We start from the raw sequence: 13,106 nt of genomic DNA on the forward strand, positions 1-13,106 counted from the left end.
TCAACGGCCGGCCGGGGTGCGGTCCCTCGGGCGGCTGGTGGGAGGCCGAGGCCGGCGGGACCGGCGGGACCGGCGGGCCAGCATGGCGAGGCCGACGACCAGCAGCAGCCCCACTGCTGTCGCCACCACGGTCCACCCGGAGAACATCCGGGAGACGACATTGCCCCGTTTCCCGACCTGACCAGCGTCGGGGAACGTGACCTGCGCGGCGATGCTCCGCTTCACCAGGCCGCTTTCCAGGTTCACCTCCGCCTTCCAGGGACCGTTGGGCAACGTGTTCGGGAGTCGGGCGATGACGTGCCCGGAGGCGCCCGGCGCCAGCGTGACGCCCTGCCCGACCGGAAACGGGCCGGCCCGACTGCCGGCCGGACCATCGCTCAGGATGACCGCGCCGGTCAGGTCGATGGCACGGCCTCCGGTGTTGCTGACCTGGACGGTCACCGACGGTTCGCCCTCGGGGCTGCGGGCCGGGCGTACCTCGCCGATCGAGAAGTCGGAGGCGGGTTCGCCACCGGGCCCGATGTCGAGGTACATCCGGACTCCGACCCGGTGGACCTGCGTGATCTCGCCGCCGGCCCGGGGGGTTGAGGCGGTGGATGCCCAGACCACCCCGTACCGCTCGCCCTGGGAGGCGGTCGGTGGCACCGTGATTGTCGCTCGGACCCGGGTCTCTCCCCATGGTTCCAGCTCGACTGAGCGCTCGTCGAGGGTGACCCAGGAGGTCAGCTCGTTCTCGGCGCGACCCTCGCCGAAGCGGAACGCCGCATCCTCCAGGGTCGCGGCCGCCGGATACACGTCGACCCGACGGGTCTGGTCGGTGCGATTGACGATCAGCAGTTGCCGCTTGATTGTGGTGCCCGGCGGTAGGTGGTCGACGATGTAGCGCAGCGCCCGGGGGTCGCTGCGGCGTTCGGTCGGGGCTTCCAACAACCGGATCCCGATGGTGCCGTCGTCGGATCCCGCTTCCGGTTCGACCGCGCCGGCCCGGGTCGACAGACCCGGACCGGCGAGGCAGAACAGGGCGAGGGCGACAGCGATGGTCGACCGCCCCCGGCGGCTATGCCACCGAATGTGTCACCGTGCCGGTGTAGACGCCCGCGATGCTGTCCAGCGGGACGTTGACGTCCAGGGTGGGGTTCCAGCTGGCGGTGTTGCCCCCGGTGCCGCCACTGTGGGTGAACGCCGTGAGCGGGGTGACGCTGGACAGCGGCTGGGCGTCGCCGGCGGTGGCCTGCCCCGGCGTGAAGGTGCCCGTGCCGGTCGTGGCCGTTGCCGGGCCGGACCAGTAGTCGATCTCCTCGGGGAGGACCGTCTCGGGCGGTGAGCCGCCGCCGGTCTGGAAGACGCTCGCGGTCACCGAGGCGACCCAGGAGGCGTCGGCGGCACCTCGCGAGTCGGTGACCGTCACGACGCCGAGCTGGCCGGTGATGACGCCACCGGGGGCACCGTCGCCGAGGTCGGCGGTGGCCGGCGCGACGATGTCGAGGGTGCCGGCGAGCACCTCGAAGGTGGTGTCGGTGGTGTCGGTGGGCGCGGCGGCAGCCGGCGCGGCGAGGAAGCCCACCATCGCCGCTGCGGCCGCCCCGGCCAGACAGATCTTGGCAGTACGCACTGTTCGTTACCCCGTTTTCTCGAAGTGAGCCGGCGTGAGTCCTCGGCACGGCCGGCTACTTCGGAAGATAGGGCAGAAACAACGCAAAATTGGACAAACAACGCTTACTTCTCGCAGCTTGACGACCGAGGTGAGGTTCAGCATGCTCGTCCGGCCTGGATTGGAGACGCGAGATGCGCGCTGGTCGTTCCGCCGTATGCCTGGCCATCGGCACGGTCGTCCCTCTGCTGATGGTCAGCGGCTGCACCGGTGACACGGCGAGACGATCGGCGGTGCCGACCAACCCGCCCGCACCCACCGGGCCGAGTCGGCCTGCGCCCACCACGGAGGCGCCGACGGGATGGTTTCCGCCCGGCCGGGTGCTGCTGGCCGGCCCGCTGGCGGAGCAGAAGGAAGCAACCATCGCAGATGTCGTTCCCAGTGGGGCCAGTTTCACCGTGTATTTCGTCTGCACGGGAGGAGGCCGGATCGCACTGAACGTGAAGACCGCGGCTCCGCTGCGATATCCCTGCGACGGGGTGCCCAACCTGTCGCAGGTCTACGTCGACAAGGGCGTCTCGACCGACCTTGCCGTCGGAGTCGAGGGTGAGGCGCAGTGGCGACTGGCGGTGGTCGACGGAGCGCCCTAGGGGCGCTGGTGGGCGGAGCAGCTGCGTGCTGCCCCGCCCGCCGTCGTTCCCTGCCTGTGGGTGGGTGCGCTACCGCCGGCGACGGTCAGGCCAGCGCGGCCTCGGCCGCAGCCAGGAACGCGTCGTTCTCGGCCGGGGTGCCGATGGTCACCCGGACCCCGTCCCCGGCGAACGGCCGCACGATCACCCCGCGCGCCTCGCACGCCTTGCCGAACGCCACGGCCCGCTCGCCCAGCGGCAGCCAGACGAAGTTGGCCTGGCTCGTCGGCACCTCGGGCACGAACTTGCGCAGCGCCTCGGTGACCCGGTCCCGATCGGCGACGACCAGGGCGCAGCGGCGCTCCATCTCCGCCACCTGGGTCAGCGCGGCGAGCGCCCCGGCCTGGGCTGCCGTGCTGCTGGAGAACGGGGTCGCCACCTTGCGGATGGCGGCGGCCACCACCGGCTGGGCGACGAGCCACCCCATCCGCAGCCCGGCGAGCCCCCACGCCTTCGACAGCGTGCGCAGCACCGCCACGTTCGGCCGGTCCAGGTAGTCGAGACCGTCCGGCACCTCCGCGTCGGTGACGAACTCCCGGTACGCCTCGTCGATGACCACCAGCACGTCGTCCGGCACCGCGTCGAGGAACCGGTCCAGTTCGGCGCGGCGCACCGCCGTACCGGTGGGGTTGTTCGGGTTGCAGACGAAGATCACCCGGGTCCGGTCGGTCACCGCCGCCGCCATCGCCGCCAGGTCGTGCCCGTGCCCGGCGTCGTTGGGCACCCGCACGCTGGTCGCGCCGCTGGTCGCCACGATGATCGGGTACGCCTCGAAGGACCGCCACGAGTAGAGCACCTCGTCGCCGGGCAGGCAGGTGGCACGCACCAGGTGCTCGGCCAGCGCCACCGAACCGCAGCCGGTGGCGATCCGGTCGGCGTCCACCCCGTACCGCTGGGCCAGCGCGTCGCGCAGCGCGACCACGCCCATGTCCGGGTAGCGGTGCGAGGTGGTGATGGCCTCGGTGACCGCCTCCACGACGCCGGGCAGCGGGCCGTACGGCACCTCGTTGCTGGCCAGCTTGATGGCCTCCGGCAGGCCCAACTCGCGGGCCAGGTCGGCGGGGCTGCGCCCCGGCACGTAGCTGGGCAGCGCGTCCAGGTCGACGCGGGTCAGCCGCAGCGCCGGCTGGTGACGTCCGGAGTCGGTCATGGGGTGTCTCCCGGGGGCTGGTTATGGTCGTTCGAGGGGGCGGTGTCGGTGTGTTGAGGGACTTCGACGACCACCGTCTGTGCGCGCTTGTCGTGCAGCGCCTGGCGCAGGGGGTGGTCGAAGAGGGGGGAGAGGGCGTCGACCAGTTGCAGCACCAGGCCGAGCCCGGCGCAGTACCAGAGCAGGGTCGGCAGGCCCATCGTGCTCCAGCGGCTCAGCGCCCGGCGGACGCCCAGCGGCTGGTCGGCGGCCATCGGCACCGCCCGGATCCGCATGACCCGCTTGCCGACCGTCTGCCCGCCGGAGGCCATCGTCGGCACCTCGTACGCCAGCCAGAGCGCGGTGGCGATCAGCAGGATCGCCACCAGCAGAGAATTCGCCTGCTCACTGGGGAGTGGCAGGCCGTCGGCGGAGGTGTCGCCGCGCGACGCGCGCCGGAAGACCTCCTGCCAGTACGGCGCCCACTCCTGCGCCCAGCGCCAGACGAACCAGCCGTTGACAACCACGTTCAGTGCGAGGACGAGACCGAAGTCGATCAGCCGGGCGACCAACCTACGGCCGTAGCCGGCCAACCTGAAGCCGTGCGGTCGCGGCTCCGGCGGACGGCCGGGCCAGCCGGGGTGACCGGCCGGGGGCGCCCAGCCGGGAGGGGCACCCGGTGGTGCCCAGCCCGACGGACCGCCCTGCGGGCCCCAGCCGGGAGGGCCGGCCTGCGGTCCCCATCCCGGGCCGTGCCCCGGTTGCGGGCCGTACCCAGGGGGTGGGCCCTGCTGGGGCGACCAGCCCGGCGCGCCGGTCGCCGACTCGGGGGTCGTCGACGCCGCCGGCGCGGCCGGGGTGACCGGCGCGGGCGGCGGCTCGGCCGGCGGCGGACCGTCCGGCGGAGTCGCGTCGACGGGAATGGGCGCACCGAGCCAACCCTCGCCATCCCAGTAACGCCGGGTCTCGGTGTCGGCGGGGTCGACGTACCAACCAGGCTGCACGCTCACGCCGTCGCTCCGCTTCGCTTCGCGACGGCGCGAGGCGCCACGCTACTGAGCCTGCTGGTTCGCTCGCTGCGCTCGCTCACGCCGTCACCGCTCCGCTTCGCTCGCTCACTGGGACACCTTAACGACGGCTGTTCCCTCGAACTCGGCATGGCGGTACTGCGGGGCGTACCCCTGGGGGTTGGGTCCGGGCGGCGGCGCGAAGCCGCCGGCGGTGGGTCGGGGCCCACCGGCCGGCGGCGTCGGGTACGACGGAGGTTGCGTCACGCTCGCAAGTGTTACAGGTTGCCGCGGGCTTCCTGCTCTCGCTCGATCGCCTGGAAGAGCGCCTTGAAGTTGCCCTTGCCGAAGCCCAGCGAGCCGTGCCGCTCGATCAGCTCGAAGAAGACAGTGGGACGGTCCTGCACCGGCTTGGTGAAGATCTGGAGCAGGTAGCCGTCCTCGTCCCGGTCGACCAGGATCTTGCGGGCCTTCAGCTCCTCGATCGGCACCCGCACCTTGCCGATCCGCTCACGCAGCTCGGGGTCGTCGTAGTACGAGTCCGGGGTGTCCAGGAACTCCAGGCCGGCAGCGCGCATCGCGTCGACGCTGGCAAGGATGTCGTTGGTGGCGACGGCGATGTGCTGCGCGCCCGGGCCCTGGTAGAACTCCAGGTACTCGTCGATCTGGGACTTCTTGCGGGCGATCGCCGGCTCGTTCAGCGGGAACTTCACCTTGCGGGTGCCGTTCGCCACGACCTTGCTCATCAGCGCCGAGTAGTCGGTGGCGATGTCGTCGCCGACGAACTCCGCCATGTTGGAGAAGCCCATCACCCGCTTGTAGAACTCGACCCACTCGTCCATCCGGCCCAGCTCCACGTTGCCGACGACGTGGTCGACGGCCTGGAAGAAGCGCTTCGGCTGGATGCCGGCGTCGATCATCGGCTGCCGGTCCACGATCGGACCCCGGGCCACGAAGCCGGGCAGGAACGGGCCGGTGTAGCGGGACCGGTCGACCAGCGTGTGCCGGGTGTCGCCGTACGCGGCGATGGCGGCCATCCGGACGGTGCCGTGCTCGTCGGTCACGTCGTGCGGCTCGACGACGCTGGCGGCGCCCTGCGCGATGGCGTGCGCGTACGCGGCGTCCACGTTCGGGACCTCCAGCGCGATGTCGCTGATCCCGTCGCTGTGCCGGGCCACGTGCTCGGCGCCCTCGGCGTCCGGGCGCACCGCGCCGGTCAGCACGAACCGGGCCGAGCCGCTGGTCAGCACGTACTGGGCGTGGTCCCGGTAGCCCTGCTCGGGGCCGCGGTACGCCACGCAGGTCATGCCGAAGGCGGTGGAGTAGTAGTGGGCGGCCTGCTTGGCGTTGCCGACCAGGAAGTGCACGTGGTCGAGGCCCCGGACCGGGAACGGGTCGTGGCTGATGTCGTGGTCGACAGCGCCGACGAGCCGGTCGACGTCGACGTCCTCGGTCGACTTGGGTCGGTCGATCGCCTGGGTCATGGTGGGCTCCCTCGCGTACCGGCCGGCCTTGTGGGCCGCCGTGGTCGGTTCTTGAGGCGAGGATCGCTGCCCCGGCATCGAGTGGGCAACTGTTGGCAGAAATGCTGGTCAGGTTGCGCATTCGGTATGGTCTTCACTCATGAATGGTGAGCAGAATGTACAGCTCGACGCTCTCGACGTGCGCTTGATCGAACTGCTCGCCGAGGAGCCGCGGATCGGGGTGCTGGAGTGCTCGCGGCGACTCGGGGTGGCCCGGGGCACCGTGCAGGCGAGGCTGGACAAGCTCGTCGAGCGGCAGGTCATCAAGGGCTTCGGCCCCGAGATCGCGCCGGCCGCGATCGGGTTCGGGGTGACCAGCTTCGTCACCCTGGAGATCACTCAGCGGCACGGTCACGACCCGGTCACCGCTCACCTGGCCGCCATCCCCGAGGTGCTGGAGGCGCACACCATCACCGGCTCCAGCGACCTGCTCTGCCGGATCGTGGCCCGGTCGAACACCGACCTGCAACGGGTCATCGACCAGATCGTCTCGTCCGCCGGCATCACCCGCGCCTCGACGATCATCGCGCTGGCCGAGCAGATCCCCTACCGCACGCTTCCGCTGGTGCGCAGCGCTGTTCGGCTGGACGGAAGGGCGCTGTAACACCTCCGGGCGCAGAAAGCGCGGCGACACGGCGGCGCGGGCGTACGGAAGATCCGTGATCGTGGCTACGGTGTGCGGGTGGCGAAGGGGAGCGTGCGCGGCGGGCTGCTGCTTGGCCTCGCCGTGGTCGTCGCGCTCGCCGCGACCGGCGTGTGGAACCCGTTCCCCGGCCTGTGGGACTGGGTGGACCGCAGCGAACCCATCTCCGAGCCCGACGTGGTCTGGCAGCAGCGGGTCGGCGGCACTCCGCGCAGCGTGACCATCGCCGGCGACGCCGTGGTGGTCGAGCAGCGCACCCGGGTCGAGGCTCGCAGCCTGGCCACCGGTGCCCAGCTCTGGGAGCGCAAGGCGGACTGGGCGGCGGTCGCGGGCGGTGACCGGGATCCGGTCGTGGCCGTGGGCAAGCTCCTGGTCAAGGGGTACGAGCTGCTCGACCCGACGACCGGGGTGACCCGGCGGCGTGACGATGACGCGGTGGCCGTCTGGACGTACCGCAACCTGCTCCTCGACGCCAGCTGCACGGACGCCACCGACTGCACCCTGAGCGCCTGGGACCCGCGTGGCACGACGCCGCTCTGGACGGCCTTCCTGCCCGGGGTGCACAGCGGCCTGCTCGCCGACAATCCAGGTCTGCGCGGCACCCGCCGGCTCACCGCCACCCGGATCGACGACGGCGTGGCCGGGGCGGAAGCCGCGCCTCCGCTGCTGGGCTTCCCGGTCGACGGTCGGGTCCACGTGGTCGACACCGCCACCGGCCGGGTGCTGCAGAACGTCGAGCCCGGCCGGGAGGAGCGGCTCTCCGTGGTGGGCGGCCGGCTGTTGCGCATCTCCGCCCGATCCCAGGACGGCACCTGCTACTTCGCCATCTCCGCCCGGGACTCGGCGACCGGGCAGGAGGCCTGGCAGCGGGCCGGCATCAACCTGCGCACCGCCGACTCCGCCGGCTGCGTGCAACGCGAGGACCCGCAGGGTGCGCGGAACGTGCTGATCGGCGTCGCCCCGGACGGCCGCGAAACCGTCATCGACGGGTACGACGGCCGGCTGCTCTGGGTCGGTGAGCCGGGCACCAAGCTGATCGCGGTGGACGACCGTTCGGCGGTGTTCAGGGCCGCCGACAAACGTTCCGTCATCGCCCGTGAGCTGGGCACCGAGAAGGTGCTCTGGAGGCGGCAGGCCAGCGGCAAGGCCGGGGCCGCGCTCACCCCGTACGCGGCGGTGGTGGCCGACGAGAAGCCGTCCCGGCTGGCGGCACTGGACCCGCGCACCGGCCGGGAGCTGGCCGTTCTGCGCACCTCGGCGAACGCCCTCGCCGTCGGGTCACAGGGCATGATCATCGGTGAGGGGCGGGAGATCGGGTACGTCCGCTTCGGCGCGCCCGGAAACTCGCCCGCCCGACCTCCCGACGACGGTGGGAATCCCGGGCCGGGCGGCCCCGGCCCCGGCGGGCCGGACAACGACGACGACTGCGGGCCGAAGCGGGAACTCTGCCCCGACCCGGGTGGCGGCAAGGACGGCTGAGCGGGCCGTCCGCCTCATGATCCGGATGGCGGCCGGGCCCGGCGCGCCCGGTGGATGAGAGCGGCGTCCCAGGACCCGCCCGGCGGGTGGGAGTGATCGACCGGTCTGCCCTAGGCTTGCCGCTCATGAGCAGTGCCGCCGCATTCTCGTACGCCCCTCTGCTGCCGACCGGTCCCGACCAGACGGACTATCGCCTGGTCACCGACGAGGGCGTGGACGTCGTACACGGCCCGGGAGGCCGTCGGTTCCTCACTGTGGAACCGGCAGCGCTCACCGCGCTGACCGCCGAGGCGATGCACGACATCGCGCACTTCCTGCGCCCCGCGCACCTGGCGCAGCTCCGGGCGATCATCGACGACCCGGCCGCTTCGCCGAACGACAGGTTCGTCGCGCTGGACCTGCTGCGCAACGCCAACATCGCCGCCGGCGGTGTGCTGCCCATGTGTCAGGACACCGGCACCGCCATCGTGATGGGCAAACGCGGTCGGCACGTGCTGACCGACGGTGCCGACGCGGAGGCCATCTCCCGGGGCGTCTACCAGGCGTACACCAAGCTCAATCTGCGCTACTCCCAGCTCGCCCCGCTGACCATGTGGGACGAGCGGAACACCGGCAGCAACCTGCCCGCTCAGGTGGACCTGTACGCCGAGGACCCGGACGGGCACCCCGACGCGTACAAGTTCCTGTTCATGGCCAAGGGCGGTGGCTCGGCCAACAAGTCGTACCTCTACCAGGAGACCAAGGCGCTGCTCAATCCGACGCGGATGATGCAGTTCCTGGAGGAGAAGCTGCGGCTGATCGGCACCGCGGCCTGCCCGCCGTACCACCTGGCCATCGTCATCGGCGGCACCTCCGCCGAGTACGCGCTGAAGACCGCGAAGTACGCCAGCGCCAAGTATCTCGACGCGCTGCCGACCGCCGGCTCGATGAGCGCGCACGGCTTCCGCGACCTGGAGCTGGAGGCGGAGGTGCTGGAGCTGACCCGCAACTTCGGCATCGGCGCGCAGTTCGGTGGGCGGTACTTCTGCCACGACGTACGGGTGGTCCGGTTGCCCCGGCACGGTGCGTCCTGCCCGGTGGCGATCGCCGTCTCCTGCTCGGCAGACCGCCAGGCAGTCGCCAAGATCACCCCGTCGGGTGTCTGGCTGGAGCGGCTCGAAACCGACCCGGCGCGGTTCCTGCCCGACGTGACCGACGATGCGCTCGACGCCGAGCTGGTCGTCCGGGTCGACCTGAACCGGCCGATGGACGAGATCCGCGCGGAGCTGTCGAAGTACCCGGTGAAGACGCGCCTCTCGCTCTCCGGGCCACTCGTGGTCGCCCGGGACATCGCCCACGCCAAGATCGCCGAGCGGTTGGACGCCGGGGAGCCGATGCCGCAGTACCTGCGTGACCACGCGGTCTACTACGCCGGCCCGGCGAAGACCCCCGAGGGGTACGCGTCCGGCTCGTTCGGCCCGACCACCGCCGGCCGGATGGACGCCTACGTGGAGAAGTTCCAAGCCGCCGGCGGCTCCCAGGTGATGCTGGCCAAGGGCAACCGGTCGGGTCAGGTGACCCGCTCCTGCCAGCAGCACGGTGGCTTCTACCTCGGCTCGATCGGCGGCCCCGCAGCCCGCCTCGCCCAGGACTGCATCAAGCACGTCGAGGTCCTCGAATACGCGGAGCTGGGCATGGAAGCGGTCTGGAAGATCGAGGTGGAGGACTTCCCCGCCTTCATCGTGGTCGACGACAAGGGCAACGACTTCTTCGCCGAGGTCACCAAGCCGGTGCTCACCGTCGGCCGCCGCTGACCCGACAGGTACGCGAACGGGCGCCGGGCGAACTCGCCCGGCGCCCGTTCTGTCGTCCGTGCTCTGCCGACATCGGTACGCCCGCCCCCTGGGGGTGGGACGGGCGCACCGCCCCCGTCGGATGCCGTCACCGACAACCCACTGTGAGTGTGCTGAGCACCGCTGTTGATCCGCTATCAGATCGCTATCGCCTGACCGTGGCGAACTGTCACACCCGGACTACGCTGCTGGAAGTTGCACAGTGATGCGGGGGAGTAGATGCGGTTCGGGATCCTGGGGCCCCTGCGGGTGGGCGGTGGCGAGTCCACTGTCACCGCGGGACGCGACCGGATCGTGCTCGCCACACTGCTGTTGCGGGCCGGCCGCCTCGTGCCGGTCGACGAGTTGGTGGACGCCGTGTGGGAGGACAATCCCCCAGCCACCGCCCGGGCCCAGTTGCAGACCTGCGTGTCGCGGTTGCGCCGCCGGTTCACCGAGCTGGGGCTGCCCCCGGAAACCATCATCACCGATCCGGTCGGGTACGGCGTCCGGACCGCCCCGGGTGTCCTGGACGCCGAGGTTTTCGGGCGTACGGTCGAGGCGGCCCGCACCGCCGTCGCGGCCGGCCGGCTGGTCAACGCCCGTGCCGAATTCCGTGCCGCCCTGGCGTTGTGGCGGGGGCCGGCGCTCGGCGGAATCCCGAGCCGGAGCGTCCGCCGTCGTGCGCAGGCACTCGACGAGCAGCGCCTCACCGCGCTGGAGGAGTGCGTCGATGTCGAGCTGCGCCTCGGTCAGGCAGCCGAGCTGATCGAGGAACTGGCGGAGAGCGTCGACAGGCATCCGTTGCGGGAGCGCCTGCGCGGTCAACTGATGCTGGCGCTGTCCTCGGTCGGGCGGCAGGCCGACGCGCTCGCGGTCTACCGGGAGGGCCGGCGGTTCTACGCCGACGAGCTGGGCATCGAACCGGGTGCCGGGTTGCAGGAACTGCACCAGCGGGTACTCGCCGGTGACCTGGCCCTGGCCGGTCGGGAAGCGCGACCGGTCGCAGCGGTCCGGTCGCTGCCCCGGGCCATCGGCGACTTCACCGGCCGGCAGCAGACGCTGGCCCGCCTGGCCAAGGAGGTCGAGGCCGGCGCCCGGATCCAGCTCATCGACGGCATGGCGGGCAGCGGCAAGACCACCCTCGCAGTGCATCTGGCCACCGCGCTCGCGGACGAGTATCCGGACGCCCAGCTCTACATAGACCTGCACGGGCACAGCGAGCGCAATCCGTTGACGCCGGCCGCGGCTGTGGCCACGCTGCTGCGGCAACTCGGTGTGCCCGACGAGCGCGTACCGGGGAACCAGGACGACCGGTTGGCGCTCTGGCGCACCGAGCTGGCCGGCCGGCGGGCCCTGCTGGTGTTGGACAACGCGGCAACCGCCGACCAGGTGACACCACTGCTCCCCAACGGCTCGCAGTGCCTGATCCTGATCACCAGCCGTCGCCGGCTGGTCGGGGTGGACGAGGGACGGCCGTCGTCGCTTCCCGTGCTCGACACCGACGAGGGGGTGGAGCTGCTGGGGCGGGTGGTCGGCATGAATCGGGTCGCGGCCGAACCGGACGCCGCCGTCGAGGTGGTCCGCCGTTGTGGTCACCTGCCTCTGGCCATCCGGCTGGCCGGTGCCCGGTTGGCGCACCGGCCCCACTGGAAGATCGCCGATCTGGCCGAGCGGCTGAGCACCCGACCGGATCCGTTGGCCGAGTTCGAGGCGGGTGAACGATCCGTCGGTCGCGCCTTCGCCCTGTCGTACGCCCAGGTGTCGCCGGTGGCGCAGCGCGCGTTCCGGCTGCTGGGTCTGCACCCGGGGGTGCGGTTCGACCACCTGGTCGCCGCCGTACTGGCCGAGCTGCCACTGCCCGAGACCCAGGACCTGCTGGACGAGTTGGTGGACGCGCACCTCCTGGAGGAGACGGAGCCGGGCCGGTACCGGTTGCACGACCTGGTCCGGGAGTACGCGCGGACGCTTGTCGCCGAGCCGGAACGGGCCGGCGAGCGGCGCGCCGCCATCGAGCGTCTGCTCGACCATCACCTGCAGGTCGCCGTGGCGATCGCCCGCAAGAGGGAACTCTCCTCGTCCCACTCGCTGATCATGGTGACGGCGCCGATCCGGGCCGACCTCGTCACGATCGTCGCCGAGCAGAGCCGAGAGTGGCTCGACGAGAACCTCGCCTCGTGGACCGCAGTGGTCCGGTTGGCGGAGACCGAGGGGTTTCTCCGGCACTGCTGGCAACTGGCGAGGGCCTGCTGGCACGCCCAGTTCGAGAGCGGCCGGCTGGACGAGTTGATCGAAACGCACTCGGCGGGGCTGCGCGCCGCCGAGGAGTTGGGCGACGACCGTGCGGTGGCGACCATCCTCAACTATCTCGCCTCGGCCCACTACCGGTTGGGGGACTTCCCCGAGTCGGTTCGGTTGATGGAGAAGTCGCTGGAACTCTTCGGCCGGCTCGGTCTGCGCCTCGAGTACCGCAACAACCTCGGCAACCTGGGCACCTCGTACGCCGCCAACTTCCAGTTCCAACGGGCCCGGGAGTGCTACGACTCCGCCCGGGCACTGGCGACGCGGATGCGCGACATGCCGGGGCTGTCGAACGAACTCAACAACCTGACGATGACCCTGCTGCTCTGGGGGCGGCACGACGAGGCGCTGCGTATTGCCCGACTACACCTGGGAATCGCCCGCGAGGTCGGCGACCTGCGCCGGATCGGCAACGCTCTCGGGCACCTCGGAATGACCCGGCATCGGATGGGTGACGTGGTGCCGGCCGAGCGGTTGCTGCGGGTGGCGCTGCGCGTCAAGCGTGAGGTGGGCGCCCGGTTCGGCGAGGGTGAGGTGTTGAACGAAATCGGGATGATGGAACGGGAGGCTGGCCGACCGGAACGGGCCGCCGACCTGCACCGCGCCGCACTTGTCGCGATGACCGAGGCGGGCGACCGCGTCGCCCAGTGCGCCTCGCGGAACCTGCTGGCCCGAGCCATCCTGGATCAAGGGGACGTGACCAGCGCGCTCGATCTGCATCGTCGGGTGCTCGTCGACGCCACCGGGTTGGGTGCCCGACACGAGCAGGGCCGGGCGTTGGAGGGTATCGCCCGCTGTCTGCTGGCGACCGACCCGACGGTGGCGCGGGCGCACCTGACCCGGGCGCTGGCACTGTTCCGGCAGATCGAGTCGCCGGACCGGCACGAGGTGGAACGGCTGCTGGCCGAATTGGGCTGACGGATCATCTGCGAG

Annotated in this window: 11 protein-coding genes; 5 read left to right on the forward strand and 6 right to left on the reverse strand. The window is 71.5% G+C overall.

What is annotated here, in order from left to right; translation table 11 throughout:
• Both ACGF3C_RS06355 and ACGF3C_RS06360 read right to left on the reverse strand, forming a co-directional pair.
• The gene (locus ACGF3C_RS06355; RefSeq protein ID WP_393219406.1) at positions 1-927 is read right to left on the reverse strand and encodes a hypothetical protein; all 927 of its coding nucleotides are present in this window, start codon (positions 925-927) and stop codon (positions 1-3) included.
• A 130-nt stretch (positions 928-1,057) separates the two neighbouring features.
• Complete coding sequence (locus ACGF3C_RS06360; protein WP_393219409.1) at positions 1,058-1,612, reverse strand: hypothetical protein; 555 nt, start codon at positions 1,610-1,612, stop codon at positions 1,058-1,060.
• Between the two features lie 173 nt (positions 1,613-1,785).
• Here ACGF3C_RS06360 and ACGF3C_RS06365 point away from each other — a divergent pair, with 173 nt between their 5' ends.
• The gene (locus ACGF3C_RS06365; protein ID WP_393219412.1) at positions 1,786-2,241 is read left to right on the forward strand and encodes a hypothetical protein; all 456 of its coding nucleotides are present in this window, start codon (positions 1,786-1,788) and stop codon (positions 2,239-2,241) included.
• Between the two features lie 85 nt (positions 2,242-2,326).
• On the opposite strand, the gene hisC is transcribed toward ACGF3C_RS06365, so the two are convergent.
• The 4 genes from hisC to hppD all read right to left on the reverse strand — a co-directional run bounded on the left by hisC (position 2,327) and on the right by hppD (position 5,900).
• Positions 2,327-3,430 (reverse strand): histidinol-phosphate transaminase, encoded by a 1,104-nt coding sequence (hisC, locus tag ACGF3C_RS06370; protein ID WP_355005917.1) that lies wholly within the window; start codon positions 3,428-3,430, stop codon positions 2,327-2,329.
• Entirely contained in the window at positions 3,427-4,419 is a 993-nt protein-coding gene (locus ACGF3C_RS06375; RefSeq protein WP_393219415.1) for an RDD family protein, read from the reverse strand. The genes hisC and ACGF3C_RS06375 overlap by 4 nt, the downstream gene beginning before the upstream one ends.
• Before the next feature lie 105 nt (positions 4,420-4,524).
• The gene (locus ACGF3C_RS06380) at positions 4,525-4,683 is read right to left on the reverse strand and encodes a hypothetical protein (RefSeq protein WP_393219418.1); all 159 of its coding nucleotides are present in this window, start codon (positions 4,681-4,683) and stop codon (positions 4,525-4,527) included.
• Positions 4,684-4,694: 11 nt separating this feature from the next.
• Positions 4,695-5,900: a 4-hydroxyphenylpyruvate dioxygenase gene (hppD, locus tag ACGF3C_RS06385; protein ID WP_357193834.1), complete on the reverse strand. Its 1,206-nt coding sequence runs from the start codon at positions 5,898-5,900 to the stop codon at positions 4,695-4,697.
• Positions 5,901-6,039: 139 nt separating this feature from the next.
• Between hppD and ACGF3C_RS06390 the strand changes: the two genes are divergently transcribed.
• The 4 genes from ACGF3C_RS06390 (at position 6,040) to ACGF3C_RS06405 (ending at position 13,091) form a co-directional block, all read left to right on the forward strand.
• Positions 6,040-6,543: an Lrp/AsnC family transcriptional regulator gene (locus ACGF3C_RS06390; RefSeq protein ID WP_355005914.1), complete on the forward strand. Its 504-nt coding sequence runs from the start codon at positions 6,040-6,042 to the stop codon at positions 6,541-6,543.
• 72 nt (positions 6,544-6,615) lie between these two features.
• Positions 6,616-8,061, forward strand: coding sequence for a PQQ-binding-like beta-propeller repeat protein (locus ACGF3C_RS06395; RefSeq protein ID WP_393219423.1), 1,446 nt, complete (start codon positions 6,616-6,618; stop codon positions 8,059-8,061).
• Between the two features lie 125 nt (positions 8,062-8,186).
• On the forward strand, positions 8,187-9,854 hold the full coding sequence (locus ACGF3C_RS06400; protein WP_030490011.1) for a fumarate hydratase: 1,668 nt from the start codon (positions 8,187-8,189) through the stop codon (positions 9,852-9,854).
• 258 nt (positions 9,855-10,112) lie between these two features.
• Positions 10,113-13,091 (forward strand): BTAD domain-containing putative transcriptional regulator, encoded by a 2,979-nt coding sequence (locus tag ACGF3C_RS06405; RefSeq protein WP_393219426.1) that lies wholly within the window; start codon positions 10,113-10,115, stop codon positions 13,089-13,091.
• Positions 13,092-13,106: the final 15 nt, after the last annotated feature.

It is taken from the genome of Micromonospora sp. NPDC047762, assembly GCF_043204655.1.
Lineage (GTDB): Bacteria > Actinomycetota > Actinomycetes > Mycobacteriales > Micromonosporaceae > Micromonospora.